We start from the raw sequence: 24,958 nt of genomic DNA on the forward strand, positions 1-24,958 counted from the left end.
TATCCTTTTCCCTCTCGTCCGTGTAGGCTGGACAGGTGCTGTCCCTTCAGAAAGCCGCGAGCATCCTGGGAGCCTTCAGCGCCGAGCAGCCTGAGTGGGGCGTGCGGGCATTGGCCGCTCACCTTACGGTACCCCGCGCGACGGCGCACGCCTACCTGGCAGGCCTGACTGACGCGGGCTTCCTGCGGCGCACGCCCGCCGGGAAGTACCGCCTCTCCTGGCACATCGCGGAGATGGGGGCGCACCTGACCTCCGCCCTGCCCTGGTTCCCGGATGCCCGAGCGCTGATCACCCGCCTGGCGCTGGAGGTCCGCTCGGTGGCCTTCCTGTGCATCCTGGAGGGCGAGGAGGTCGTGTGCGCCATTCGCGAGCGCCATCCTGACGCCGACATCGACCTGCCGCTGGACATCTACCTTCCCGCCACCGCGACGGCCAGCGGCAAAATTCTGTACGCCCACGCCGACCTCCAGCCACGCGAGTTCGCCGCCCTGACGGTCAACAGCATCACCACCTCCGACGAGTGGCGCACCGAGGTCGCCCGGGTCCGCCGCCGGGGCTACGCCTACTCCATCGAGGAGTGGATCATGGGGCAGTGCACCCTGGGTGTACCCTACCGCCACGGCGGCCAGGTCGTCGCTGCCATCGGCGTGCAGATGAGCGCCCGCCGCTACCTGCGCGAGGAACGGAGCATCCGCGAGCGCGTGCTGAGCATCGTGCAGGAGGAGGACCGGGGCTGAGGGGTAAGTCCCCGGACGCCCTCTCAATCTTTTGCCCACAGCATAAAAAGAAGTTCCCCGCCTGAAACGGGGAACTTCGCTCTTGGTGGCCAGGGCCGGACTTGAACCGGCGACCCAACGATTTTCAGTCGTTTGCTCTACCAGCTGAGCTACCTAGCCATGCCCCGGAGGGCTTTGGCGGTCCGGACGGGATTTGAACCCGCGACCTACTGCGTGACAGGCAGTTATGCTAACCGCTACACTACCGGACCAGACACTGCAAAAAGCAGCGGGGTTAAGGATAGCCGCGGCCCCCCACCTTGTCAACTGGCCCACACTCGCCCTGGCCGTCCCATTCAGAAAGGCATCGCGCGGACGGCCCTCACCGGCTCCAGCTCCGCGGGGTCGAGGAGCAGTTCCAGGTACTGGCGGGCGGGCAGGGCGTCGATCATTGCCAGGCCCGCCGCCTCATTGAGCAGGATGCCGCCCCCTACCTGGGTGTGGCCGTAGACGCCGAAACTCAGGTCCGCCCTCTTCACGTACTCGGGCGAGTCCCGGAACCAGCGTTTCGTGCTAGGGTCGGCGTAGAACAGGTCGTCGTAGTGGGTGTGGGCGGGCAGGGGCGAGACGTGGGCAAACTGCACGCTGCCGACACGCAGCTCACGGGGAAAGTCCTTCATCCACGCGCGCAGGTGCTCGGGCAGATGCACGCCGCCGTGGTTCGGGTCGAACTCCACGTGGACCAGGCCGCTCCCGGTGCCCAGCACGTGGCTGGTGGTCAGCACGGCAGCGTCGTGATTACCCAGCAGGATGTGGACGGCATGGGGCGCGGCGGCCTGAAAGGCGCGAAGTTCCTCCAGGTGCCGCACCTGCTCGCGGGCGGCGAGGAACAGGTGGTCAGGGTTGCGGGGGTCGAACCGCGCCAAACCCGTCAGCCGCTCGTAGGCCCCCTCGTTCTTGGGATGTACGAGGTCGCCGATCAGGACCACCTGATATAGCCCAGCCTGGACGGGTGCGGTGGGACGGCCCGCCGCATCTACGCAACTCGCCGCCCGCAGCGCCGCCCACAACCCGTCCCAGTCCGCGTGAACGTCACCCACGGCGATGAATTTCTGCACGGGCCTAGCCTCTCAGGATCGCCTGAAGTTCCTTGTAGATGGCGCGGCTTTCCTCCACATTCTTGCCGTAGCCGCGCATCGCCAGGTGGGCCACTTCCTTCCCCTTGCCCGCGGCCCTGATCTGCTCCATCAGGTCATCGATGTGGCGGCGGGCCTTTTCCATCTGGGGGTCGCGGGGGGGCTCGGGGACCTGCGAGGCGGGGCGGGCGGCGGGTGCGGCGATCCCCTCGGCCTCCGCGTCGAGGTCGGCGGTGTTGGGGCCGTCCTCCGGGTCGTACTCCACCCACTGCGCCTCGGTCGGCAGGGGCACGCCGAAGAAACGCACCGCGTCGGCCAGGGCGCGCAGCCTGGCGTCGTTCAGGGTGTGCCCGGTGGCGAGGCCCTCGCGCACCGCGCCGAGCACGTTCAGGCGGGCGCGCACGACCGGGGGCGTCACGCTGTCGCAGGCCCAGTGCAGCGACCAGCCGGGGTCCACCTGTTCCAGGTGCAGGGCGAGCTGGTCGGGGTCGGGGGCGGGGGTCACGCGGGCCTGGTCTCCCCGCACCTCCGCCACCGCCCAGGCGGTCATGGCAGCGCGCAGGGCCTCACGCGTACGGTCAAGGTCGGCCATAGGGCCTGAGTCTAGCGGCCCCGGTTGGGAGAGCGTCTACGGGAAAGGAAAGTCCCCGACCGGAGAGACGGGGACGTGCCTTTGGGCGGGTCTGGACGCGGCGGGCACGCACGAGAGGCTTAGCTCAGGTGAGGATCAGTCGGACGAGTTCGACAGCCGCTTCAGCGCCGTGAGGAGGGCAATGACGAGCGCCAGCCACTCCGCGATCCGCTTCGGTGGAGCCCTGAACCTTCGCCTGGTAGGCTTCTGGTGAGGCAAGAGAGCACCACCTTTCCGGGCATTCACTGTTGACGCAGCGAATGCCCTTTCCTCTTGTTCGAGGTGTGGCCTCTCCCGCTCCCGCTTATCATGCAACCCGCCCGCAGGCCGAAGCAGTCTGACTTATGGCTGCGAGGCGGTAGCCAAAACTTTCCGACCCGCACTGCAACCCTCCTGACATTTGTCACCCGCTTCCCCTGACAGGCCCCACTGGGGCGCTCCTCTCTCAAGACGCAAGCTGGGGTCATGAACGGAGAGGCGATTGAGCTGCGCGGCGTGGACAAGACCTTCGGGCGGGTGCGGGCGCTGGAGGACCTCACCCTGGACGTGCGTGCGGGTGAACTGACCGCGCTGCTGGGGCCGAACGGGGCGGGCAAGACGACCGCCATCGAGCTGATGCTGGGCCTGCTCCAGCCCACGGCGGGCACGGTGCGGGTGCTGGGGGGCGACCCGCGCGACACCCGCACCCGGACGCAGGTGGGGGCAATGCCGCAGGAGAGCGCGATCCCCGCCGCCCTGACCGTGCGGGAGGCCGTGGCCCTCTTCGCCCATCTGTATCCCGCGCCGCTTCCCGTGGACGAGGCGCTGGCCCTGGCCGACCTGGGACCGCTGGCGGGGCGCCGGGCCGGAGCACTCTCGGGCGGGGAGAGGCGGCGCCTGGCCTTCGCGCTCGCGGTCGTCGGGGACCCGGCCGTGCTGTACCTCGACGAGCCCACGACCGGCATGGACGCCGGGAGCCGCCAGGCCTTCTGGGAGGCGGTGGAGCGCATGAAGGACGGGGGCAAGACCATCCTCCTCACCACCCACTACCTGGAGGAGGCCGAGCGCACCGCCGACCGGGTCGTGGTGATGAACGCGGGCCGCATCCTGGCGGACGGCACCCCGGACCGGCTGCGGGCGAGCATCGCCACCACGCGGGTGCGCTTCACCTCGGACCTCGTGCTGACCGAGCTGCGGCACCTGCCGGGCGTGGAGGCCGCCGAGGTGGACGCGCGCGGCCACGCCACCCTCACCACCCGCACGCCGGAGGCGCTCGTGACCGCGCTCGTGCAGTCAGGCACGGTCTTCACGGAGCTGGAGGTCACGCGCGCCAGCCTGGAGGACGCCTTCATGAGCCTGACCGCCCGCCGCGAGGGGGTGCAGGCATGACCGCCGCCCATCCCACGCTGCTGCCCTCGCTGCTGACCCTGGGCGTGCTGGTGCTGATGCTGCTGCGCCGCTTTCAGCGCCTCGCGGGGCCGCAGTCCCTGGACGCCCCGGGTCGGCGGCGGCTGGTGGTCCGCCCGGCCCTGCTCCTGCTGATCACGGTGCTCGTCCTGCTCGCCCCGCACACTCTCGCGGGCTACGGGGCCGCGGCCCTGGGCGCACTCGTCGGCGCGGGGCTGGCGCTGTGGTCGGCGCGGCACACCCGCTTTGACTGGGGGGCGGACGGCCACGCGACCCGCTACGTGCCCAACGTCTGGATCGGGGGCGGCGTGTTCCTGCTGTTCGTGCTGCGGCTGCTGTGGCGGTTGGGGCCGTTTCTGACCGGACAGGTGCAGACCACCGGAACCCAGGGCTTCGATCCTTCCGCCTTTGTGAGCAGCAGCCCCCTCACCGTCGGCCTCTTCCTGGTGTTCGCGGCCTATCAGGTCGTCTATGCCGTGCTGATCGTGCGCGCTGCCAAGCCGTCCCACCCCGTCTGAAGTTCTCCCTCCCGGAGGTTTTGCCATGACCACGCTGACCCGCACCGCCGCCCCCGCCATCCGCCGCGCGCCCCTCCTCCCCGCCCTGGGGCAACTGATCCTGGCCGAGTTGCGGCGGATGCTCCGCAACCCCATGTTCGCCATCGGCACGGTCGGCTTTCCGATCATGTTCTTCGGGCTCTTCGGCCTGTCCGCCGTGAAGGAGACCACCGACGGCGGGGTGAACGTGGGCCAGATCATCCTGGTGAGCTTCGGGACGTACTCGCTGCTCAGCCTCGCCATGTTCTCGTTCGGGTCGGCGGTCGCCACGGAGCGGACGGGCGGCTGGCTGCGGCTGCTGCGGGCCTCGCCCATGCCGACGGCGCTGTATTTCGCGGGCAAGGTCATTGCCGCGCTGTGCTTCAGCACCCTGGCCCTGAGCGCGCTGTACGCCTTCGCGCACTTCGCGGGCGGCGTGACCCTGCCGCTGGGGCTGGCGCTGACCCTGCTCGTCAAGCTCCTCGCGGGCATGGTCTCCCTCATCGCCGTGGGGCTGAGCATCGGCTTCCTGGCGAACCCGCAGGCCGCGCAGATTCTGGCGAATATCGTGAGCGTGATCATCGCCTTCGCGTCGGGGCTGTTCGTGCCGCTGGACCAGCTCCCGGGCTTCATACAGAAGGTCGCGCCGTACCTGCCGAGCTACCACCTCGCCCAGGTGGGCTGGAATACGGTGGCCGGGCACACAGCGGGAGAGGTCACGCACTGGCTGTGGCTGGGCGGGTACACGCTCGTCTTCGCCGCGCTGGCGATCTGGGGCCTGAGGCGGGACGAGGCGCGCGGGCAGTGAGCAGAACTCAGGACACGGGGCCGGGCGGGGGGTGCATCATGGGGAATGATGCGCCTCCCCCTGCCGCCGACGGTGGGCCGATGACCCGCCCGGCCACCTACCGCCGCGCGCTGGTCTGGGACCTGTTCCCGTTGTTCTGGCTGGCATTCCTGGCCTTTCCGGTCGCCGGGTTTCTCGAACAGGCGCGAACCGTGGGCCAGACGGCGCTGTTCGTCGGCCTGCTCGCCCTGTTCCTGGGGCTGTACGTGGCGGTCTTTCGGTTCCGCCCCGGCGTTCACCGCATCCCTCAGGTGCAGGAACGCTGGGCGCTCGCCGGGTGGGCGGCGAGCCTCGTGACCTATTTCGCCCTCTTCCCCATCACGGGCGGCGGGGGCGGCGCCTTCCTGATCTACGGGGCGAGCATCATCGGCTTCCAGCCCCGGACGGCCCTCGCCCTGTGGCTCGCCTTTCTCAACATGGCCGTGATGGTCTTCCCCTTCTGGACGGGCACGTACCACCCGGACGACCTGTGGTGGCTGGCCCCCAACCTGGTGTTCACCCTCGTCGCCGCCTATGCCAACCACGCGAGCTACGGGCAGCGGATCGCCCGCGCCCAACTGGAGCAGGTGCAGCGCGAGAAGGAACGTCTGGCCGCCGACGCCGAGCGCGAGCGCATCGCCCGCGACCTGCACGACCTGCTGGGGCACACCCTGAGCGTGATCGTGCTCAAGAGCGAGCTGGCGAGCAAGCTGGCCGAGCGTGACCCGGCCCGCGCCGCGCAGGAAATCCGCGAGGTGGAACGCATCAGCCGCGACGCACTCGCGGAGGTCCGGGCGGCGGTAAGCGGTTACCGGGGCAGCGGCCTGAAAGCCGAACTCGCCCGCGCAAAGGTGGCGCTGGACGCGGCGGGCGTGCGCCTGAACGTGACCGGGCCACTCCCCGACCTCCCCACCCCCACCGAGGCGAGCGCGGCCATGCTGCTGCGCGAGGCCGTGACCAACGTGATCCGCCACGCCCACGCCCGCGAGGTGGAGGTGACCCTGACCCGCACCGCCCGCGGCCACCGCCTGGTGATCCGCGACGACGGGGTGGGCGGCGACAGCCCCGAGGGCAGCGGCCTGACCGGGATGCGCGAGCGGGTGCGGGCGATTGGCGGCAGCCTCACCCGCGACGGCAGCCGCGGCACCACCCTGACCGCCGACTTCCCCAACGATGTGAGTGGTCAGGCGGCGGGCGAGCTGGTGAGGGCGTGATCCGGGTCCTCCTCGCCGAGGATCAGGCGCTCGTGCGGGGGGCGCTGGCGGCGCTGCTCGCGCTGGAGGGCGACCTGGAGGTGGTCGGCACGGCGGCGGACGGCGAGGCGGCCCTGGGGATGAGCCGCGAGCTGCGCCCGGACGTGCTCGTCACCGACATCGAGATGCCGCGCCTGAGCGGGCTGGACCTGGCCGAGCGGCTGGGGACGGAACTGCCGGGCGTGCGGGTGGTCATCGTGACGACCTTCGCCCGGGCCGGATACCTGCGCCGTGCGCTCGACGTGGGGGCACGCGGCTACCTCCTCAAGGACGCGCCCGCTGCCGACCTCGCCGACGCCATCCGCCGGGTCCATGCGGGCGGACGAGCCGTGGACCCCGCCCTGGCCGCTGAGGCGTGGGGCGAGCGCAGTCCCCTCACCGAGCGCGAGCGGCAGGTGCTGCGCGAGGCGGAGGGCGGGGCGAGCACGGCCGTCATCGCCTCCCACCTGAACCTCTCCGAGGGCACCGTCCGCAACTACCTCTCCGAGGCAATCAGCAAGCTGGGCTGTGAGAACCGCATCGAAGCGGCAAGGCAGGCGCGGGAGAAAGGGTGGTTGTGAGGGACACGAACATATTATACAGGAATGTATGGTGCTGTAGGGGTCCACGTATAAAATACATATAAGTGTACCAAGAGCTATTTGAGTTCAATAGTACAGTATCCGACCTTTGAACCTTCTGCTTCAAGTGTCCCTCTAAACACCCTTTCAGATTCAATTACGTCATTAACAGTGCAAGAGTACATTGAGTTCATGTATAGCCACGTCGCGAGCATGGACCTGCTTGATTTTACATAAACAAGGTATCCGTTGTCCTCCTTAGTTAGATGGTAGTTTCCCTGGTAATCTTTATTTCTATTTATATATCCTCTAAACCCTGGTTCTGTAACGGGATGAATTTGAATGTCAAACGACGCAGTCCCTATACTATTGCTTTGAATGGTGTAGCGCCAAACCTGACCCGTTTGGAACGGAAGTGGGTTTGCCCGTTCGGAAGTGGCCGGAGCACAGGCGGCCAGGACGAGAGGTATAGCCAGCAGGGGGCATTTCATACCCACATAAGTTAAGGCGAGCCTCTGACATTACTCTTTTTCAACCTATTTTTACTCCTTGTCCTTGAAGACCCCGAGCCGCTCCTGCCCCCACGCCAACCCCGCCCCGAGCAGCAGTACGAGCGCGGAGACCCCCAGCCCCAGCCTCAACCCGCCCGCTGCGTCTGACAGCGCACCGGTGAGCAGCGGCCCCAGCGTCTGCCCGGCGGCGAAGATCACAGTGAAGGCGGCGATGCCCTGTCCCCAGGCGTGTTCGGGCAGGGTGCGCCGGGTGAGGATAGTGGTGAAGGTGACGACCGCGAGAAAGCTCCCGCCGAACAGCAGCCCGGAGGCGAGGAGTGCGGCGGGATGGGTGGAGAGCAGGGGCAGGGTGGCGCCCACGGCAAGCGTGAGCATCTGGGCCGTCATCACGCGCGCGCCGGGGAGGTGCGTGGCGGGCCGCTGCCACACCAGGGCGCTGAGGATCACCGAGGCGCCGAGCACCGCCCAGAAGGGGGTGATGAAGTTCTCCTCCCCGCTCGCCCGCAGAAACGCGACGATGAACGTCATGTACGCGATGTACCCCACCCCGAAGCAGGCGTAGGCGGCGAAGACCGGGACCAGCGGGATAAGGGGCGTGCGGCTGCCGCTCGGGGCACTCGCCGCCCGATCAGGCAGACGACTCAGTGCGGGAAGGGTGGCCCCTAGCGCGAGCAACGACACTCCACCCAGGGCAGCCCAGGCTTCCCGCCATCCACCCGTCAGCAGTGGGGGAAGCAGCAGCGCGGACGCCAGGATGCCCACCCCCGCCCCACCGTAGAACACGCCGAGGAGCAGGGCACCGCGCCCCGGGTGCGCGCGGGCGGCGAGGGAGGCGAGCGCCCCACCCGCCACGAACACCAGGGCGCCCCCCAGTCCGGCCAGGAAGCGCAGGGCCAGCAGTATGGGTGCCGCTCCGGACAGGGCGCAGGCGAGCAGGCTGAGGGCCGTCAGCCCCATCCCCCCCGCGACTACGCCTTTCAATCCCCAGCGGGCGGCGGCGCGGGTGGCGAGCAGGGCACCGGCCAGATACCCCACCGCGTTCGCCGCGTTCATCGCCCCGGCTAGGGTGAAGGACCAGCCCAGGTCCGCGCGCATGGCGGGCAGGATCAGCGCGTAGGCGAAGCGCGCGAAGCCCAGCGCGACCGCCCCGCCCAGGGAGAGCAGCGCCATCTGCCCCAGCGTGCGGGCGAATGGCTCGGGCGTGGAGACCGCCGCCGACCCGCTCACAGCCGCAGGTGCAACTCCCGCAACGCACGCAACGTGAAGTTGGGCAGGTAGGTGAGGGACTGCTCGGGCACGCCGTACTCCGGGAACCGGCCCAGGAAGCGCGTCAGGAAGACGGAGGCTTCCATCCGGGCGAGGCTGGCCCCCAGGCAATAGTGTGCTCCCGCCGCGAAGGCCAGGTGGGTGCGGGCATTCTCGCGGGCGAGGTCGAGGGTGTGGGGGTTCTCGTACACGCGCGGGTCGCGGTTCGCCCCGGTGAGGCTAACGCTGAGGTGCAGCCCAGCGGGCAATTCGACCCCGCCCAGCGTCAGGGGCGCGGTGGTGAAGCGTCCGGTGCTCTGCACCGGGGCGAGGAAGCGCAGCAGCTCCTCCACGGCGTTCGCGGCTCGCCCCTGAGGGTCCCCGGCCAACCACGCGCGCTGCTCCGGCCACTCGTGCAGGGCGTGGAGGCTCCCCGAAATCAGGTTGCTCGTCGTCTCGTGCCCGGCGACGAGGAGGAGCACGGCGTTGGCGAGGAGTTCGTCGCCGCTCAGCCGCCCCCCCTCGTCCTCGGCGGCGGCGAGGGCCGAGAGCAGGCCGGGTTGCGGGTGGGCGCGCAGGTCGTCGGCCAGGGTGCGGAAGTAGGCGCGCATGGCGGCGGCATCGGCCTCGACCTGTGCCCAGCGTTCGGGCGTCACGTTCAGCCCGCCGAGCAGGTCGGCCACGCTGCCCGCCCAGAGCTTGAAGCGGTCGGCGTCCGTCCCGCTCAGGCCCAGCATCTGCACGATCACGGTGACGGGGAGGGGCACGGCGAGGGTGGCGACGGCATCCACCTCTCCCCCGTTCTCGGTGGCCCGCCGCACGGCGCCGTCCAGCAACTCGTCCGTCAACCCGGTGATGAACTCGCGGCTCTCTTCCAGCACGCGGGGGGTGAAGGCTCTCTGCGCGAGCGAGCGCAGCCGGGTGTGGGAGGCGCCGTCGTGGAACAGCATCATCGGCGACATCAGTGCGTAGGAGGCGGTGGTGTGGAAGGCGGCGTCGCCCTCGTACTTGCCGGTGCGGACGTGGGGGCTTTTCAGGGCGGCGGAAACCTCAGGGTGCCCGGTCAGGAGCGCGAAGCCCACACCGGGGTCGTACAGGACGGGGGACGCAGCCCGCACCCGGTCGAGGTAGCCCGGGGGGTCGGCGAGGTGCTCGCCCTGCCAGTAGCCCCCAAGCAGGGCGGCGGGGTCAGCGGTGGGGGTCATGCCCCAGGGTACTGCGCTCCCCTGCTACCCTGCCCCCCATGCGGCTGGTGGTCGGGGTGAGTGGCGGAAGCGGGATTCCCTACGCGCGGTCGGTGCTGCAAACACTCCGCGAATTAGAGGTCGAGACGCACCTCATCGTGACGAGCGGGGCCAAGCGGGTGATGGCGGCGGAGGGGGGGCCGACGCTCGCCGACCTCACCACCCTCGCCAGCGTCACGCACGACGACCGGGAGTTGGGAGCTCCCGTCGCCAGCGGGTCCTTCCGCACCGACGGAATGCTGATCGTGCCGTGCAGCGCCGGAACGCTGGCAAAGGTGGCGGGGGGCTTTGCCGACAACCTGCTCTCCCGCGCCGCGCACGTCACCCTCAAGGAAAGGCGGCGTCTGGTGCTCGTGCTGCGCGAGGACCCCCTCCCCCGCCCCATGCTGCTCAACATGCTCGCCGCCTTCGATGCCGGGGCGACGATCATGACCGCCAGCCCCGGCTTCTACCACGCGCCGGAAACCGTGGAGGAGCTGCTGCACTTCGTCACCGCCCGGGTGCTCGACCAGTTCGGGCTGGACGTGCCGGGCTTCCGGCGCTGGGGGGAGGGGGAATGACGGGCGCGTGCCTCCTCGCGGGCCGCACCGCCGCCCTGATTCCCGCCGCGGGGTCGGGTACTCGGTTGGGGCTGGGTCCAAAAGCCTTTGTGGAGGTCGCGGGCCGCTCCCTCCTCGCCCGCAGCGTGGCGGCCCTCGCCCCACTCGTGGACGAGGTGCTGGTGGCGCTGCCGGAGGGGCTGGAGCTGCCGGAGGACATCCCGGCACGGGCCATTGTGGGCGGCGCGACGCGGCAGGAGAGCGTGCGCCGTCTCCTGCGAGCGACCTCGGCGGAGATCGTCCTCGTCCACGACGCGGCGAGGCCCTTCCTGCCCGCGAACGTGGTCCACGCCCTGCTGGAGGCCATTCCCGAAACCGGAGTCGCCACAGCCGCCCTGCCCGTCGCCGACACCCTGGTGCGGGGGGAGGCAGGAAGGTGGGGTGGAGTCGTCCCCCGCGAGGGTTTGTGGGCCGTGCAAACCCCGCAGGGCTTTCGCCGCGAGTTACTGCTGCGGGCGCATGAGGCCGCCCGCGAGGAGGGCTTCAGGGCGACGGACGACGCGGGGCTGGTCGTCCGGCTGGGGGTGCCCGTGACGCTGGTGCCCGGCGACCCGCGGCTGTTCAAGGTCACGGCGCCCGGCGACCTCGCCCTGGCCCACGCGGTCGCATCGGTGTGGGATGCTGGGGCCGATGACGCCTGACTCCGGGGCCGCCTCTCCCACTGCCTCCCAGACCTACCTCGCCCCGGCCAAGGTCAACCTCGGCCTGAGCGTGCGCCGTCCCCGCGCCGACGGCTACCACGAGGTGCATTCCCTGATGGTGCCGCTGGCCGTCGGGGACGAGCTGGACATCGCCCCGGCAGGCGCGCTCACCGTCAGCGTGGAGGGGGCGGACCTGCCGACCGACGAGCGCAACCTGGTGTACCGGGCGGCGCGGACGTACCTGGACGCGGCGGGCGTAGAGACCGGCGCGGCGATCACCCTGCGAAAGCGCCTCCCCCTCGCGTCCGGGCTGGGGGGTGGCAGCAGCGACGCGGCAACCACGCTGATGGCCCTGGCGCGGCTCTACCCGGCCCCGGTGAATCTTCCCGCACTCGCGCGGACCCTCGGCGCGGACGTGCCCTTCTTCCTGCTGGGCCAGTCGGCGCTCGCGCAGGGGATCGGGGAGGTGCTCACCCCGCTGCCCGTGCCGCGCGTGCCGCTCGTGCTCGTCAACCCGGGCATCGAGGTCAGCGCCCGTGACGCCTACGCCTGGCTGGACGGGGAGGAGACCTACACGCCCGAACTCGACATGGAGGGCATCCTGGCCGCCCTCGCCGACGGGCGGGAGGTGCCGTACCACAACGCCCTGCAAGACCCGGTTTCGGCCCGACACGCCCCCGTCCGCGACGTTCTGGCCGCGCTGGAAGGCGTCGGCCTGCGCTCGCCCCTGATGAGCGGCAGCGGCGCGACCTGCTTCGCCCTCGCCCGCAATGACGACCACGCCCTCGACGCGGCGCGTGCGATGCAGGCCCGGCACCCGGACTGGTGGGTGGTGGCGACAAGCACGCTGTAGCAAGAGGGCCGAAGCCCGCCTTTCCTGCTGGGTTCCCGGTCCATGAAGGGCAAGCTGGCGCCTGCCACCCCCCTGCAAGCGTCTCAGCCTCCCCCGCAAGGGGGGAGGAGGAAGAGCGCTAAAGCTTTTGCTTTCTAAAACCGTCCCTTGTGGACGGCCCATGCCCGCATGAGGCTCGCACTCGCACGGCCTTCACCCCGCCTTGCTCGCGCAGCGAGACGGTGGGTGAGCAGCCTGGAATGCAGCAAGATCAAACATTGCGCGTCGAGGAGGACGGCTACGGGCGAAATGGGCGAGCCCCTTGCCGAGCGCAGCGCCACTCCCCCAGCCCCCTGTGAGGGTAGGGGGCAGGGGGCAACGCCTTCCAATTCAATCACCCCACTTCAATGCGCCGCCGCTACCGCCTTCACCACCCGGTCCTGCACGTCCCGCAGGCCGAGGATGGGACTGTCCTCCGGCCCATTCATCAGCAGGGCGAAGGCGAGGGTGTGCCCACTCCTGGCCGTCACGTACCCGGCCAGCGCACTCACCCCCGGCAGCGTGCCCGTCTTGGCCCGCACGTCCAGCCCGCTGCCCCGCAGCCGCAGGGCCAGGGTGCCGCCCCGCCCGTCGTGCGCGGGGACGTTTTCGCCCGTTCCAGCCTGCGGGAGCGCCTCGGCGAAGGCGTTGCGCCGGGCGCGGTAGGTGGTGTCTGGCAGTTCGGCGTTGAGTTGGCCCTTCGGGTAGGGCAGGTGGTACATGGCCTCCAGCAACTCCACGAGCGCGCGGGCGGTCAGGCGGTTGTCCCGGCTCAGCCCACTGCCATCCGCCAGGGAAATACCCGTCAGGTCCACGTTCAGGCGGCGCAGTGCGGCCCGCTCCCGGCTCAGGGCACCCTCCAGCGTGCCGTTTCCACCCGGCCCGGCGGCCAGGGTGGCGAGCAGTTCCTCGGCGCGGAGGTTGTCGCTGGGCCGCAGGGTGGCGGCCAGCACCTCGAAAGGCGAGGCACTGCGAACGGAGGCCACCCCCTGCTCCGGGCGGTGCGACACCGGAACGAAGGGGTCGGGGGGCAGCGGCCCACCGTGCTCATCCTTGCGGGGGGGAGGAGTGTAGGGCCGGAAGGGAGGGGCCGTGCCCACCGCGGCTGAGCGCACCCGAATCCCCGCCCGCCGCAGTTCCGCGATCAGGGCCGCCCCCGCCTGGGCGCGGGCCTCGCTTGCCGAGAGCGGGGGACGGTCATGCCAGTCGGCCAGGCGAATGGGCGTCATCGGCACGCCGAGCGGAAGGCCCCGCCAGGTGCGCGCGTCCAGCCCCGTCTCGTCCAGCCGCACGCCGCCGACCTCCCGCACCCCTCGCGCGTACGCCTGTTTCGCCAGTGACCGCAGGCTGTTGGGGCCGTCCGCCACGCTCAGGGTCGGGTCCGCCCCACCCCGCAGCGTCAGGTGGGAGACGCGCGCCCGGCCCACTTCGGCGGCGGGGACCGTGAGTTCGGTGCTCCACCAGCCGCCCACTCCGCCCCGGTCCACGAGCACGGAAGCGGCCGTGACCAGCTTCGTGGTGCTGGCCGGGATCAGGGGGAGGTCCGCCTCCCGCGTCTCCAGCCGCTCGCCGGTCGTCAGGTCGCGCACGAGCAGGCCCACTCGGACGCTCCCCGGCAACTCCGCGAGGGTCCGGCGGACCCTGGGGCTCAGGTCGGGCGCGTGGTGGAGCGTGACGGTCGGGATGGGCGGCGGCGTGGCCCGCGACTCCGGCAGGCCCGCCCCCACGAGCAGGCAGGCAAGGCAGAGGGGCAGCGGGCGGCGCACCCGGGCAGGATACCGGGCAAGTCCGGGCCACGACCCGGCATATCTCGCATCCCTTCAGATGACGGGGGAAAAGTTCAACCCTCCTGCCCCGGCAGGGCCAGCCCCATCCGGCGGTACATCCCGTACTGCGGCGCGCCGCCCAGCATGTTCTGGCCGCCGTCCACCGGCAGGATCACGCCCGTGACGTAGCTCGCCGCGTCGGACACCAGGAAGAGCGCCGCGTTGGCGATGTCCTGCGGCACGCCGAAGCGGCCCAGCGGCACGGTGTCGATGAACCCCTGGCGGGTCCGCTCGTCGGGCGCGAGGCGGGCCATCCCCTCGGTGCCGTCGATGGGGCCGGGGATGATCGCGTTCACCCGCACCCCGCGCAGGCCCCACTCCACTGCCAGCGTCCGCGTCAGGGCGTCCACGCCCGCCTTGGCCGCGACCACGTGCGCCTGCATGGGCACCGGCACCCCGTACGCGCTGATGGAGAGGATGTTCGCCCCCGGCAACCGCAGGTGCGGCGCGCACGCCTTGATCGTGTTGTAGGTGCCCAGCAGGTCGATGTCCACCACGCTCTTGAACCCGTTGGGCGAAATGCCGTCCACCGGGGCCGGGAAGTTTCCCGCCGCCCCCGCGATCACGATGTCTAGCGGCCCGAAGGCCTCCACGCCCGATTGCGCCGCCGCCTGGAGCGCCGCGAAATCCCGCACGTCGGCGGACACCCCCAGCGCCCGGCCGCCCGCCTCCCCGATGCCACGCGCCGCGTTCTGCGCCTTGTCGAGGTTGCGGCCCAGGAGGGTCACGGCGCATCCGTGCGCGGCGAAACTGCGCGCGATGCCCAGGTTGATGCCGCTGCCACCCCCGGTGATCAGGGCGTGCTTGCCGGTCAGGAGGTCGGGGCGGAAGGTGGTGGAGGAGTCGTGGGGCTGGGTCATGGGGGCTCCTTGGGGGGGTAGGCTTTGGGGCGATGGGGGCGGGAGCCGAGGCCCCCGCGGCGCTTAGGGCACGGGGCCTTACTTCTTCAGGGCGCCCGCCAGCCCCTCCGCCGTCATGTGCCGCGCATTCCACTCCACGGCGGCAGCGAGACTTTCAGCATGTGGAAGGCCGTCTTGCAGGGTGCGTTTGGTGCCCTCCAGGGCTTTAGATGGCAGGGCGGCGAGATGGGCGGCGAGGGCCCCGGCGCGGGCGTAGAGGGCGTCCGCGTCGGGCAGCACCTCCGTCACCAGGCCCCAGCGTTCGGCGGTCGCGGCTTCAATGGGCTCGCCCGTCAGGGCGAGGTGCGCGGCCCGGCCCCGCCCAATCAGGCCCGGCAGGCGCTGGAGGCCACCCAGGTCAGCGGTGATGCCCAGCCGCACCTCCGGCAGGCTGAAGCGGGCTCCGGAGCTGCACAGCCGCAGGTCGCAGGCGGCGGCGAGTTCCAGCCCCGCACCGATGCACCAGCCGTCAATGGCGGCAACCACGGGGATCGGCAGGGCGGCGAGGCCCTCTATGGCCGCGTGCATCTCGTCCACCACAGCCCTGAAACGGGCGGCGTTACCCAGAGCCGGGGCGATCATGGGCGCGGTCGCCGCCACGTCCAGCCCCACACTGAAGTGCCGCTCGCCGCGCACGATCAGCACGCGGGCCTCCTCCAGCTCGCGTAGGGCCAGGGGCACCTCGCGCCAGGTCGTCGGTCCAAATGCCCCCTTGGGGTGGGCGAGGGTCAGGGTCGCCACCTCCCCCTCCCGGGCGAGGCGCACACTCTCGTAGGTCATGACAGGAGTGTACCGGGTCCAAAAAGGTGGGAGGGCTCACGCGCGGCCTGCCCCGTCCATGCGCCAGACTGCCCCCATGCGAATCGTGGTGGCGGGCATTCTGGAGCGCGAGGGGCCGGACGGGGTGCGGCAGGTGCTGGTGGGCGCCCGGTCCTCCCCGGCCTGGGCGGCGGGACTCTGGGAATTTCCCGGGGGCAAGGTGGAGGAGGGCGAGACGCCCGGGGAAGCCCTGGCCCGCGAGTGGCGCGAGGAACTGGGCGCCGAGGTGGAGGCGGGCGCGGAGGTCTACCGGAGCGAGTTGACCACCCCGGTCGGGGCCTTTCTGCTCGTGGCGCTGCGGGTGCGCCTGCGGTCGGAGGAGCCTCGCCCGCTGGAGCACCGCGCCCTAGCGTGGGTGGCGCCCGCCGACCTGACCCGCCTGCGGCTGCTCCCCAGCAATGTGCCCATCGCGCAGGCCCTGAGCACCGCGCCCTGACTTCCCCGCGCGTCCTCAGTCGGAAATCCGGGGACTGCTACTGGGTCGTCAACTTTGATCTGTCAGGGCTCCTTCCCCTTCGGCCGTAGTTGCCGCCAATGGGAAGTGACAGACCCTTGTTGACGACCCACTACCACAGGCGAAGATTTACTGTCAATCCACCCCGCCATACTTTTTCGGGGTTTTGAGCTAACCTGCTCGATCCAGTCAGTTCGAAGTCGCATATTACCTGGCGTGAGGACGTTATAGGCGGCCTCCAATCGTCGCCCATCTTCAGGAGCGTCTGGACGATTTTGAAGAGGAATCGTCCGGTCATGACGTGCCGGTATTCCTGTAGGGCGAGCACGATCAGAAATAAGTCGGCCTCTTCAATCCATATCAGCGACAACACATATCAGCAAAGGAGAACATTATGCGACATGCCTTCAAGTCTGTTCTTGTCATCAGTACTCTTCTGCTCGGCGCGGCCCAGGCCACCTCGGGGAGCATGGGGGGCAACACCTCCATTTCGAGCAGCACGCGGGTCGAGGTGCGCGGCGCCGTCCTGCTCGACGCGCAGGGCCGCACCGTCGGCACGTTCATGAACAACGGCCAGGCGATGGCAAGCGGCGCCCTGCAGACCGCCACCCAGATCCGCGTCACGTTCGAGGGGGGCACGAGCAAGACCTACTCCCTCGCCGGAAACATCGGTACCCAGGCCAGGGTCTCGCTCGACACCCTCGTCGTGCGGAGCGGCAACGGCACGGCCTTGCTGGGCCAGGCCATCCGGGCCGATCTCCAGGCCATGCAGCAGAACATGCAGGCCGTGAGCGGCAAGACGGTCACTCTGGTCAGCGCTGGCGGGAGCGTGGTCGGCACCTTCATGGCGAACGGCACCCTGCGTGCGAGCGGCGACCTGCGTAAGGTCACGGGCGCCGTGGTGACCCTGGGGAACGGCCAGCGGTTAAGTTACGACCTCGCCACCCGGTTGATGGCGGACGCCAGCGGCACGCTCGGGCTCGGCGACGTCAAGGTGCGCGATCAGGGCCGCAGCGTCGCGCTGGTGAGTGTCCTGACCACCCTGAAGCAGGACGGCAAGGTCACGACCGGCGGCGCGAACAGCAACGGCAACACCTCGGTGGGCGGCTCCGCCTCGGCCAGCGGCCAGGTGGACGCCAGCACCTCCGGCAGCACCTCGGGTGGGTCGTCCAGCGGCGGCATCAGCATCGGCGTGGGCGGCGGCATCGGCATCAGCATCGGCGGCGGAAAGTAAGCGCCTGAGTCTCTGAATTCCCCCGCATCAGGGCGAGGAGGGCGAGCCGCGTGGAGGTTGCCCGCCCTCTTTTATAGAGAGGACCTCCTGCGAAAGCCGCCCGAGGCAGAAAGCAATAGGCCAACCACGCGTGCCTTCGCCCAGGCTTTTACCGCAACCGAGTCCAACCCTCTTGTGCCCCTCACCCCTGGCGCAGCCAGGGGTGAGGGGGCGCCCAATGGACGACCTCGACCCATTTGGGCAGCCTTCAGGGGATGTACCGAGTGGAGATACAAGCCTGGCCCTCGCCTTCTGCCTTCGACCTTCTCCACACCTGGGCACCCAAAGGTCTATTGCTCAGCCCTGTGGGCCTTTAAGCCTCCAAGAGACCTCGACAGAGCCTCAGCCGTCCCCCGCCTCACCCCACCCGTTCCGCATCGAACACCTGACTCGGCCGGGCGTACTCGTCCTGTGCGGCGACAAGCTGAATCTCGCGGGTGCCCATGCGGTGGGTCAGGTCCAGCAGGGCGTATAGGGCGCTCATGCTGAGACTGAGGGCCTGCCCGGCGTCCCCCGTCTTCAGGTACTGCCCCAGGAACAGGGCGGCGATGGCGTCCCCCGTGCCGTTGCGCGGGGGGTCGAGGGGGATCAGCGGCGTGCGGCACAGCCAGGCGCCCTCCCCGGTCACGGCCAGCGTCTCGATCACCCCCTCCGGCGCGTCCTCCCGCACCAGGCTGGTCACGACCACGATGCGGGGGCCGCCCTCGCGCAGGCGTTCACGCAGGAGACGGGCGGCCTCCAGGGCCCCCGGCAACGTCTTTACGCCCCGGCGTGTCAGCAGCTCCAGCTCGAATTGGTTGGGCGTCACGATGTCCGCCTCGGGGACCGCCTGGGTGCGAATCAGTTCGGGCAGCTCGGGGCGCACGAACACGCCGCGCCCCACATCACCCATGACCGGATCACAGCAGTACAGAGCGGCGGGGTGGGCGGCCCGCACCCGGCGCACGGCCTCGACCACGGCGCTCACGGTGCCCTCCGAGCCCATGTAGCCGCTCAGGACGGCATTGCACTGAGCCAGCACCCCGCGCGCCTCGATGCCGTTCAGCAGGTCGGCCACGAGTTCGGGCGGGAAGACTGTGCCCGTCCAGGCGCCGTAGCCGGTGTGGTTGGAGAACTGAACAGTGTGGATGGGCCAGACCTCGAAACCCAGGCGTTGCAGCGGGAACACGGCGGCGGCGTTCCCCACGTGCCCGTAACTCACCCACGACTGGATGCTCAGGATGTTGGGCGGCAGGGCAGGAACTGGGGCAGTCATGCGCCGAGGATAGCCTCCTGCCCCACTCCGGTCAGCCTGGGGCCGTGCCGCTCACATCCCCTTGTCGTCCCCGCCCGTGCCGAAGGTCGTGCCCGTGTCGGTGACGGCGTCCGTTCCTGCCATGCCGATGCCCTGCGTGTCGTCACTCGTCGTGAGGGGCGTGTCGGTCATGCCGCTCTCGGACTCGCCCGTGTACTCGGAACGGTCAGACATCTGGTTGCCCGCGTCCTCGGGCAGGCCGCCCTGGTCAACCTCGTTCGTCTGTGGGGTGTCGCGCCGGGAATCGTCTGAGGTCATGGTTCTCCTCCTGTCAGGATGCTTGGGATTGGAGGGACGCCGAACCTGGGAATGAATCCCCCGTGTTCGGCGTCCCATTGGGGGCAGGATCAGGCGCAGGCCTCAGCGCTGATTGTTGTTGTCCCCACCCGTCGTCATGTTGCCGAAGGTGCCCGTCGAGTTGTCGCTCGTGCTGCTGTCGGTGGAACTGCCGCCGCTCAGCCGCTCCATGCCCGACTGGTTGCTCGACTCGGTCTCGCTGGTGAGCCCTGTACCGGAGGACCCGCTCATCCCCGACTGGCCCAGACTGCCCAAGCTGCCCATCGTGGATTGGCCCATCCCGGAGCTGCCCAGGCCCGACTGGCCCAAGCTGCCCGACCCACCGCTCATGGATTGGCCCAGCCCGCCCTGACCCACGCCAGAGCCGCTCATCCCCGACTGCCCCATGCCCGACTGACCCATCATGCCCATGCCACCCTGGCCCTGGACGCGAAGCTGGTTATGCACGTCGCGCACGCCGCGCAGGTTCTCGATCACGTCCTCGGCCCGGCGCTTCTGCTGGCGGTCGGTGACGGTGCCGGTCAGGGTGACCTCCCCGCCCTGCACCTGCACGTCGATCTCGCTGGCGTCAATGTGGTCGTCGTCCTCCAGCGCGTCGTTTACCATCTCGCGGATGCGGTCGTCGCTGCGCTGGTAGCCCCTGGGGCCCTTGCCGCGGTGGCCGCCCATTCCCGACTGGCCGGACATCTGGCCCTGGCCGTAGCCCTGACCCTGCCCGTACCCCGACTGACCCGAGCTGCTCATGCCGCCCGTTCCGGCACCGAACACCATCGTGCTGCCGGACTGGCCGCCCTGAGACTGCCCCCCCTGGTACAAGCCGCCCTGATACTGACCGCCCTGCCCCTGATACTGGCTGCCCTGGCCCTGGTACGGGCCACCCTGGTACTGGCCCTGGCCGCCCTGATGCTGCCCGCCGCCCATTCCACCCATGCTCCCGTAGCTCTGGTCGGCGTAACGGTAGTCCTGGCTGCCCGACATACCCTGACCCTGGCCGGACTGCCCGTACTGGCCGGACATCTGGCCCTGTCCGCCCTGGCCGTACCCCACCGAGCCCATACCGCCGCGGCCCTGGCTGATACGGCCCTGATCCATACCGGAGCCGCCGTAGCCCTGCCCTATGCCCGAGCGGTCATCTCCGTAACGTGAGCGGTCATCGCCGAAACGGTCGTCCTCGCGGCCCCGGAACATGTCGCCCCGGCGGTCACCCTGGGACATGTCGCGGTCGTCGTAGCGGTGATCACGGTAACGGGTCATAGACTCCTCCATATAATGGCGGAAAACCGCCCGCCCGGAGCTTCCGGGCGTCCACGGTTTCCCCACATGCTGCCCCCCTGTAATACCCGTCTAGACACCTTGCGGGGATGACAACCCGTTCAAGGGCTGGGGCGCCGACCCCTCATGAAGCTTGCGTGATGGATGGCGGCAGCTTCGCTCGCAGAGTTGTGGCGGCCCGGGAATCACCGTGAGGAAACGGAAGTTTCGCGGAGGTGCGGCACACCGCTGTGACCCGCATGGGGACACGTCCCGCGAAAAGGGCCGCAGTTGGGCGCGAGCGGTGGGGGTATGCTGGGGCGTTATGACGCAGTCGCAGACCATCATGTCCGGCGGGAACGCGGCCTTTATCGAGGGGCTGTACGAGGCGTACCTGGCCGACCCGCAGAGTGTGGACGCCGAGTGGCGCGCGTATTTCGACGAATTGCGTGGGGGCGCCAAGGAGACCGCGCACTCGGCGGTGCAGCAGGCCTTCTACGAGCTGGGCACCCAGCGCCGGGGACAGGCGATCCTCCCCGTGCCGCAGGGCGTCAGCGGCGCCCAGCAGGCGGCGGGCGCCCTGGTCACCGCCTACCGCGTCTACGGCCACATCAGCGCGAAGATGAATCCCCTCAAGATGCGCGGCCTGCCGGTCGTGCCCGAACTCACGCCCGAGTATTACGGCCTGTCGCAGGCGGACCTGAGCGAGTACGTGCAGGAGGGGTCCTTCCGCGGCCCTCTGCGTGACGTGATCGCCGGGCTCCAGGAGACGTACTGCGGGGCCATCGGCTTCGAGTTCAACTACCTGCCCGCCCCCGAGCGCAAGTGGTTCCAGGACCGCATTGAGCCCACGCGCGGGCGCGGCCAGTACAGTCCGGAGGAGCGCCGCCGCCTGATGACGAAGCTCAACGCCGCCGAGGGCCTGGAGCGCTACCTGCATGTGAAGTACGTGGGCCAGAAGCGTTTCTCGCTGGAGGGGAGCGAGAGCTTCATTCCCCTGCTCGACCGCATCATCCAGCAGGCCGGGCGGTTCGGCGTGAAGGAAACCGTCATCGGGATGGCGCACCGTGGCCGCCTGAACGTCCTAGTGAACATCTTCGGCAAGAAGCCCAGTGACCTCTTCGCGGAGTTCGAGGGCAAGAAGAAGATCAGCGACAACCCCGACATCGCGGGTGACGTGAAATACCACATGGGGTATTCGAGCGACGTGCGGACGCCCGGCGGGCCGATGCACCTCGCGCTCGCCTTCAACCCCAGTCACCTGGAGATCGTGTCGCCCGTGGTCCACGGCAGCGTGCGCGCCCGTCAGGATCGCCGGGGCGATGCGGAGCGCAAGCAGGTGCTGCCGGTCACCATCCACGGCGACGCGGCCGTGAGCGGGCAGGGCGTGGTTATGGAGACGCTGAACCTCTCGCGCCTGCGCGGCTTCACGACGGGCGGGGCCGTCCGCATCGTCATTAACAACCAGATCGGCTTCACGGTGAGCGACCCGCGCGACACCCGCTCCAGCCGCTACTCCACCGACGTGGCCAAGATCGCCAACGCACCCGTGCTGCACGTGAACGGGGACGATCCGGAGGCGGTGGCCTACGCCGGGGACCTCGCCCTGGAGTACCGCCAGACCTTCGGCAAGGACGTGTTCATCGATCTGATCTCCTTCCGCCGCCACGGCCACAACGAGGCGGACGACCCCACCATGACCCAGCCCATCATGTACCGGGAGATCAAGGCGCACCCCGGCACCCGCGCCCTGTACGCGCAGGCCCTGGAGGGGGCGGGCGTGCTGAAACCCAGCGAGGGCGACGCGCTCGTCGAGCGTTACCGCGACCAGCTCGACGCCGGGGACGCGGTCGTCGAGGAGATCGAGAACTCGGAGCAGAGCAAGCTCGCCGCCGACTGGAAGGGGTACGTGAACACCCACTGGACGGAGGACACGCCGACCGCCGTGCCGCAGGAGAGGCTCACCGAGCTGGGCCTGAAGCTGGCCGAGGTGCCGCAGGGCTTCGCGCTGCACCGCGGCGTGGCGCGCGTGATGGAGGCGAGAAAGGCAATGGCCCGCGGCGAGCAACTCCTCGACTGGGGCATGGGCGAGATGCTGGCCTACGCCACACTGCTCGTCGAGGGCTACAGCGTGCGGCTGGACGGCCAGGATTCGGGCCGCGGCACCTTCGTCCACCGCCACGCCGTCCTGCATGACCAGAGCGCGCAGGACCCTATGAACGAGGAGTACGTCAGCCTCGCGCATCTCACGCCGGACCAGGGCCGGGTGGAGATCGTGGACTCCACGCTCTCGGAGGAGGCGGTGCTCGCCTTCGAGTACGGCTACTCGACCTCCGAGCCCAAGGCGCTCGTCGCGTGGGAGGCGCAGTTCGGGGACTTCGCCAACGGGGCGCAGGCGGTGATCGACCAGTTCCTAAGCGCGGGCGAGAGCAAGTGGCAGCGCCTCTCGGGGCTCACGATGCTCCTGCCCCACGGGTACGAGGGCGCGGGCCCGGAGCACTCCAGCGCCCGGCTGGAGCGGTACCTGCAACTGTGCGCCCAGAAGAACATGCAGGTCGTCGTGCCGTCGAGCGCCGCGCAGATCTTCCACCTGCTGCGCCGCCAGGTGCTGCGGCCCTACCGCAAGCCGCTCATTGTGATGACGCCCAAGAGCCTGCTCCGCAACAAGCTCGCCATGAGCCCGCTTGCCGAACTCGCGGGGGGTCGTTTCCACGAGGTCATCGGCGACGACACGGTCCAGAAGGCCCGCCGGGTCGTCATCAGCTCCGGCAAGCTGTACTGGGAGCTGTTCGAGGCACGGGGCGCCAACGAGGAAGGATACGCGGGCACGGCCCTGATCCGCCTGGAGCAGCTCTACCCCTTCCCGGCAGACGCCTTGAAGGCTGAACTCGCTAAGCACCCCGGCGCCGAGGTCGTCTGGGCGCAGGAGGAGCCCGAGAACCAGGGCGCGTGGCTGATGATCTGGGAGGACCTGGAGAAGGTGCTGGCCGAGGGGCAGACCCTGACCCACGCCAGCCGCCCGCGCGCCGCGAGCACCGCCGCCGGGTACGCCAGCGTTCACACCCAGGAGCAGGCGCGGGTGATCGCCGACGCGCTGGGTGAGCCGGTCACACGCAAGGACGCCGAGGTGCAGGTCAAGGCTATCGCGCAGGCCACGGCGCAGAGCTGAGGCTGAGCTGCCTCTCCCCCTGGCGACTGGGCCAGGGGGAATTTTTCTGGTCAGGTCACTCTCTCCCCGTCACCACGTCAGTCACTCCCCGGGGGGGGTATAAAGGGAGGCGTTATGGCGGATATCAAGGTTCCCGTATTTTCCGAGTCGGTGAGCGAGGGCACGCTCCTGACCTGGCACAAGCAGCCCGGCGAGCCCGTGAAGCGCGGCGAGGTCATCGCGGAGATCGAGACCGACAAGGTCGTGCTGGAAGTCACCGCCCAGCAGGACGGCGTGCTTCAGAGCGTCGCCAAGAACGAGGGCGACACCGTCCTCAGCGAGGAAGTCCTGGGGACCATCGGCGAGGCGGGCGCGGCCCCCGCTGCCCCCACCCCCGACCAGGCGAGCGGCCCGGTGGCGAACACGGCAAGCGCTGGCGGGACCGCCGTCCATCCGAACGGCTACGGCACCCAGGACGCGGGCAACGAGGCGACGCGCCGCGACGACCTCTCCCCTGCCGTCCGCAAGATCGTCGCCGAGAACAACCTCGACCCCGCGCGGATTCCCGCGACCGGCCCCAAGGGCAACATCACCAAGGAGGACGCGGTGGTGGCGGCCCAGGGCGGCCTGACATACCAGGGACCCCAGGACGCGGCCGAGCCCCCCAGCATGCGGGAGGCGGAGACGGCCACCCCCCAGACCCAGGCCCGCACTCCCTCTGCTCCGGCACCCACTGCCCCCGTCCAGGCCCCTCAAGGTGCCCGGCCCGAGCAGCGCGTGCCCATGACGCGCATTCGCCAGCGCATTGCCGAGCGGTTGAAGGAGGTGCAGAACACCGCCGCGATCCTGACCACCTTCAACGAGGTGAACATGAAACCGGCGATGGACCTGCGGAAGAAGTACCAGGACCAGTTCGTCGCCAAGCACGGGGTCAAGCTGGGCTTCATGAGCCTCTTTGTGCGCGCGGCGACCGAGGCCCTCAAGCAGTTCCCGGTCGTGAATGCCAGCGTGGACGGCAAGGACATCATCTACCACGGCTACTACGACATTGGCATCGCGGTGGCCTCGGATCGCGGCCTGGTCGTGCCCATCCTGCGCGACACCGATCAGCTCAGCCTCGCCGCCATCGAGAAGCAGATCGCCGAGTTCGCCACCAAGGCGCGCGGCGGGAAGCTGACGCTGGAGGACATGAGCGGCGGCACCTTCTCCATCACCAACGGCGGCACCTTCGGCTCCATGATGAGCACCCCCATTATCAACGCGCCCCAGAGCGCCATCCTGGGCATGCACAACATCATCGAGCGCCCCGTCGCCGAGAACGGCCAGGTCGTCATTCGCCCCATGATGTACGTCGCTCTGAGCTACGACCACCGCATCATTGACGGGAAGGAAGCTGTGCAGTTCCTGGTGACGATCAAGAACATTCTGGAAGACCCGGCGCGGATGCTGCTGGAAATCTGAGCTTTCAGCGGTCGGCGGTCAGCTTTTCCGGGAAGGAGGCTGGCCGCCTCGCTTTTTGGCCCATGTGGGAAGGGTGGCCC

General features: G+C 69.6%; 23 protein-coding genes and 2 tRNA genes. 13 read left to right on the top strand and 12 right to left on the bottom strand.

Annotated elements, in window-relative coordinates:
- The first annotated feature begins 35 nt into the window (after positions 1–35).
- Positions 36–737, top strand: a complete 702-nt coding sequence (locus F784_RS0112945; protein WP_019587150.1) for an IclR family transcriptional regulator — start codon at positions 36–38, stop codon at positions 735–737.
- Positions 738–820: 83 nt separating this feature from the next.
- Here the strand turns inward: F784_RS0112945 and F784_RS0112950 are convergent.
- The 4 genes from F784_RS0112950 to F784_RS0112965 form a co-directional block, all read right to left on the bottom strand.
- Positions 821–896: transfer RNA gene (locus F784_RS0112950), tRNA-Phe, on the bottom strand.
- 16 nt (positions 897–912) lie between these two features.
- Positions 913–988: transfer RNA gene (locus F784_RS0112955), tRNA-Asp, on the bottom strand.
- Between the two features lie 84 nt (positions 989–1,072).
- Positions 1,073–1,834, bottom strand: coding sequence for a metallophosphoesterase (locus tag F784_RS0112960; protein ID WP_019587151.1), 762 nt, complete (start codon positions 1,832–1,834; stop codon positions 1,073–1,075).
- Positions 1,835–1,838: 4 nt separating this feature from the next.
- Complete coding sequence (locus tag F784_RS0112965) at positions 1,839–2,444, bottom strand: hypothetical protein (protein WP_026332460.1); 606 nt, start codon at positions 2,442–2,444, stop codon at positions 1,839–1,841.
- Positions 2,445–2,948: 504 nt separating this feature from the next.
- On the opposite strand from F784_RS0112965, the gene F784_RS0112970 reads away from it, so the two are divergent.
- The 5 genes from F784_RS0112970 (at position 2,949) to F784_RS0112990 (ending at position 7,044) form a co-directional block, all read left to right on the top strand.
- Positions 2,949–3,851: an ABC transporter ATP-binding protein gene (locus F784_RS0112970; RefSeq protein WP_019587153.1), complete on the top strand. Its 903-nt coding sequence runs from the start codon at positions 2,949–2,951 to the stop codon at positions 3,849–3,851.
- On the top strand, positions 3,848–4,387 hold the full coding sequence (locus F784_RS0112975) for a CcdC protein domain-containing protein (RefSeq protein ID WP_019587154.1): 540 nt from the start codon (positions 3,848–3,850) through the stop codon (positions 4,385–4,387). Before F784_RS0112970 ends, F784_RS0112975 begins: the two co-directional genes overlap by 4 nt.
- A gap of 25 nt (positions 4,388–4,412) precedes the next feature.
- Positions 4,413–5,213, top strand: a complete 801-nt coding sequence (locus F784_RS0112980) for an ABC transporter permease (protein WP_019587155.1) — start codon at positions 4,413–4,415, stop codon at positions 5,211–5,213.
- Between the two features lie 80 nt (positions 5,214–5,293).
- Positions 5,294–6,445 (top strand): sensor histidine kinase, encoded by a 1,152-nt coding sequence (locus F784_RS0112985; RefSeq protein WP_019587156.1) that lies wholly within the window; start codon positions 5,294–5,296, stop codon positions 6,443–6,445.
- Entirely contained in the window at positions 6,442–7,044 is a 603-nt protein-coding gene (locus F784_RS0112990) for a response regulator transcription factor (protein WP_019587157.1), read from the top strand. Before F784_RS0112985 ends, F784_RS0112990 begins: the two co-directional genes overlap by 4 nt.
- A 542-nt stretch (positions 7,045–7,586) precedes the next feature.
- On the opposite strand, the gene F784_RS0112995 is transcribed toward F784_RS0112990, so the two are convergent.
- Complete coding sequence (locus F784_RS0112995) at positions 7,587–8,783, bottom strand: YbfB/YjiJ family MFS transporter (protein WP_019587158.1); 1,197 nt, start codon at positions 8,781–8,783, stop codon at positions 7,587–7,589.
- Positions 8,780–10,006, bottom strand: coding sequence for a cytochrome P450 (locus F784_RS0113000; RefSeq protein ID WP_019587159.1), 1,227 nt, complete (start codon positions 10,004–10,006; stop codon positions 8,780–8,782). The genes F784_RS0112995 and F784_RS0113000 overlap by 4 nt, the downstream gene beginning before the upstream one ends.
- A 38-nt stretch (positions 10,007–10,044) precedes the next feature.
- Between F784_RS0113000 and F784_RS0113005 the strand changes: the two genes are divergently transcribed.
- From F784_RS0113005 to F784_RS0113015, 3 genes are read left to right on the top strand one after another with little or no spacing between them, the layout of a single operon-like run.
- A complete protein-coding gene (locus tag F784_RS0113005) occupies positions 10,045–10,605 on the top strand; it encodes a UbiX family flavin prenyltransferase (protein WP_019587160.1) in 561 nt (186 codons plus the stop codon).
- A complete protein-coding gene (gene ispD, locus F784_RS0113010) occupies positions 10,602–11,285 on the top strand; it encodes a 2-C-methyl-D-erythritol 4-phosphate cytidylyltransferase (protein WP_019587161.1) in 684 nt (227 codons plus the stop codon). Before F784_RS0113005 ends, ispD begins: the two co-directional genes overlap by 4 nt.
- On the top strand, positions 11,275–12,138 hold the full coding sequence (locus tag F784_RS0113015; RefSeq protein WP_019587162.1) for a 4-(cytidine 5'-diphospho)-2-C-methyl-D-erythritol kinase: 864 nt from the start codon (positions 11,275–11,277) through the stop codon (positions 12,136–12,138). Before ispD ends, F784_RS0113015 begins: the two co-directional genes overlap by 11 nt.
- A 383-nt stretch (positions 12,139–12,521) precedes the next feature.
- Here F784_RS0113015 and F784_RS0113020 read toward each other — a convergent pair whose 3' ends face one another.
- The 3 genes from F784_RS0113020 to F784_RS0113030 all read right to left on the bottom strand — a co-directional run bounded on the left by F784_RS0113020 (position 12,522) and on the right by F784_RS0113030 (position 15,661).
- Positions 12,522–13,922, bottom strand: a complete 1,401-nt coding sequence (locus F784_RS0113020; RefSeq protein WP_019587163.1) for a D-alanyl-D-alanine carboxypeptidase/D-alanyl-D-alanine-endopeptidase — start codon at positions 13,920–13,922, stop codon at positions 12,522–12,524.
- A gap of 74 nt (positions 13,923–13,996) precedes the next feature.
- Complete coding sequence (locus tag F784_RS0113025) at positions 13,997–14,842, bottom strand: SDR family oxidoreductase (RefSeq protein ID WP_019587164.1); 846 nt, start codon at positions 14,840–14,842, stop codon at positions 13,997–13,999.
- 78 nt (positions 14,843–14,920) lie between these two features.
- Positions 14,921–15,661, bottom strand: coding sequence for an enoyl-CoA hydratase-related protein (locus tag F784_RS0113030; protein WP_019587165.1), 741 nt, complete (start codon positions 15,659–15,661; stop codon positions 14,921–14,923).
- Positions 15,662–15,737: 76 nt separating this feature from the next.
- Here F784_RS0113030 and F784_RS0113035 point away from each other — a divergent pair, with 76 nt between their 5' ends.
- Positions 15,738–16,136 (top strand): (deoxy)nucleoside triphosphate pyrophosphohydrolase, encoded by a 399-nt coding sequence (locus F784_RS0113035; RefSeq protein ID WP_040383177.1) that lies wholly within the window; start codon positions 15,738–15,740, stop codon positions 16,134–16,136.
- Between the two features lie 412 nt (positions 16,137–16,548).
- On the top strand, positions 16,549–17,388 hold the full coding sequence (locus tag F784_RS0113040; RefSeq protein WP_019587167.1) for a hypothetical protein: 840 nt from the start codon (positions 16,549–16,551) through the stop codon (positions 17,386–17,388).
- A gap of 397 nt (positions 17,389–17,785) precedes the next feature.
- Here F784_RS0113040 and pdxY read toward each other — a convergent pair whose 3' ends face one another.
- From pdxY to F784_RS24630, 3 genes are all read right to left on the bottom strand, one after another.
- Positions 17,786–18,682 carry a pyridoxal kinase PdxY gene (pdxY, locus tag F784_RS0113045; RefSeq protein ID WP_019587168.1) on the bottom strand — a complete coding sequence of 299 codons (897 nt, stop codon included), beginning with the start codon at positions 18,680–18,682 and terminating at the stop codon, positions 17,786–17,788.
- 51 nt (positions 18,683–18,733) lie between these two features.
- Entirely contained in the window at positions 18,734–18,979 is a 246-nt protein-coding gene (locus F784_RS0113050) for a hypothetical protein (protein WP_019587169.1), read from the bottom strand.
- Between the two features lie 102 nt (positions 18,980–19,081).
- Positions 19,082–20,272: a BON domain-containing protein gene (locus tag F784_RS24630; protein WP_083939223.1), complete on the bottom strand. Its 1,191-nt coding sequence runs from the start codon at positions 20,270–20,272 to the stop codon at positions 19,082–19,084.
- Positions 20,273–20,594: 322 nt separating this feature from the next.
- Between F784_RS24630 and F784_RS0113060 the strand changes: the two genes are divergently transcribed.
- Positions 20,595–23,438, top strand: a complete 2,844-nt coding sequence (locus F784_RS0113060) for a 2-oxoglutarate dehydrogenase E1 component (protein ID WP_019587171.1) — start codon at positions 20,595–20,597, stop codon at positions 23,436–23,438.
- A 114-nt stretch (positions 23,439–23,552) separates the two neighbouring features.
- A complete protein-coding gene (gene odhB, locus F784_RS0113065) occupies positions 23,553–24,878 on the top strand; it encodes a 2-oxoglutarate dehydrogenase complex dihydrolipoyllysine-residue succinyltransferase (protein WP_019587172.1) in 1,326 nt (441 codons plus the stop codon).
- Positions 24,879–24,958 lie beyond the last annotated feature (80 nt).

This window comes from Deinococcus apachensis DSM 19763 (genome assembly GCF_000381345.1).
GTDB lineage: Bacteria > Deinococcota > Deinococci > Deinococcales > Deinococcaceae > Deinococcus > Deinococcus apachensis.

Bases quoted from the DNA above. Each gene is read 5' to 3' on its own strand.
- F784_RS0112985 (WP_019587156.1), top strand. From the start codon at position 5,294: ATGACCCGCCCGGCCACCTACCGCCGCGCGCTGGTCTGGGACCTGTTC.
- F784_RS0112970 (WP_019587153.1), top strand. From the start codon at position 2,949: ATGAACGGAGAGGCGATTGAGCTGCGCGGCGTGGACAAGACCTTCGGG.
- F784_RS0112980 (WP_019587155.1), top strand. From the start codon at position 4,413: ATGACCACGCTGACCCGCACCGCCGCCCCCGCCATCCGCCGCGCGCCC.
- F784_RS0112965 (WP_026332460.1), bottom strand. From the start codon at position 2,444: ATGGCCGACCTTGACCGTACGCGTGAGGCCCTGCGCGCTGCCATGACC.
- F784_RS0113050 (WP_019587169.1), bottom strand. From the start codon at position 18,979: ATGACCTCAGACGATTCCCGGCGCGACACCCCACAGACGAACGAGGTT.
- F784_RS0113025 (WP_019587164.1), bottom strand. From the start codon at position 14,842: ATGACCCAGCCCCACGACTCCTCCACCACCTTCCGCCCCGACCTCCTG.
- F784_RS0112975 (WP_019587154.1), top strand. From the start codon at position 3,848: ATGACCGCCGCCCATCCCACGCTGCTGCCCTCGCTGCTGACCCTGGGC.
- F784_RS0113000 (WP_019587159.1), bottom strand. From the start codon at position 10,006: ATGACCCCCACCGCTGACCCCGCCGCCCTGCTTGGGGGCTACTGGCAG.
- odhB (WP_019587172.1), top strand. From the start codon at position 23,553: ATGGCGGATATCAAGGTTCCCGTATTTTCCGAGTCGGTGAGCGAGGGC.
- F784_RS0113060 (WP_019587171.1), top strand. From the start codon at position 20,595: ATGACGCAGTCGCAGACCATCATGTCCGGCGGGAACGCGGCCTTTATC.
- F784_RS24630 (WP_083939223.1), bottom strand. From the start codon at position 20,272: ATGACCCGTTACCGTGATCACCGCTACGACGACCGCGACATGTCCCAG.
- F784_RS0113005 (WP_019587160.1), top strand. From the start codon at position 10,045: ATGCGGCTGGTGGTCGGGGTGAGTGGCGGAAGCGGGATTCCCTACGCG.
- ispD (WP_019587161.1), top strand. From the start codon at position 10,602: ATGACGGGCGCGTGCCTCCTCGCGGGCCGCACCGCCGCCCTGATTCCC.
- F784_RS0113035 (WP_040383177.1), top strand. From the start codon at position 15,738: ATGCGAATCGTGGTGGCGGGCATTCTGGAGCGCGAGGGGCCGGACGGG.
- pdxY (WP_019587168.1), bottom strand. From the start codon at position 18,682: ATGACTGCCCCAGTTCCTGCCCTGCCGCCCAACATCCTGAGCATCCAG.
- F784_RS0113030 (WP_019587165.1), bottom strand. From the start codon at position 15,661: ATGACCTACGAGAGTGTGCGCCTCGCCCGGGAGGGGGAGGTGGCGACC.
- F784_RS0113040 (WP_019587167.1), top strand. From the start codon at position 16,549: ATGCGACATGCCTTCAAGTCTGTTCTTGTCATCAGTACTCTTCTGCTC.
- F784_RS0113015 (WP_019587162.1), top strand. From the start codon at position 11,275: ATGACGCCTGACTCCGGGGCCGCCTCTCCCACTGCCTCCCAGACCTAC.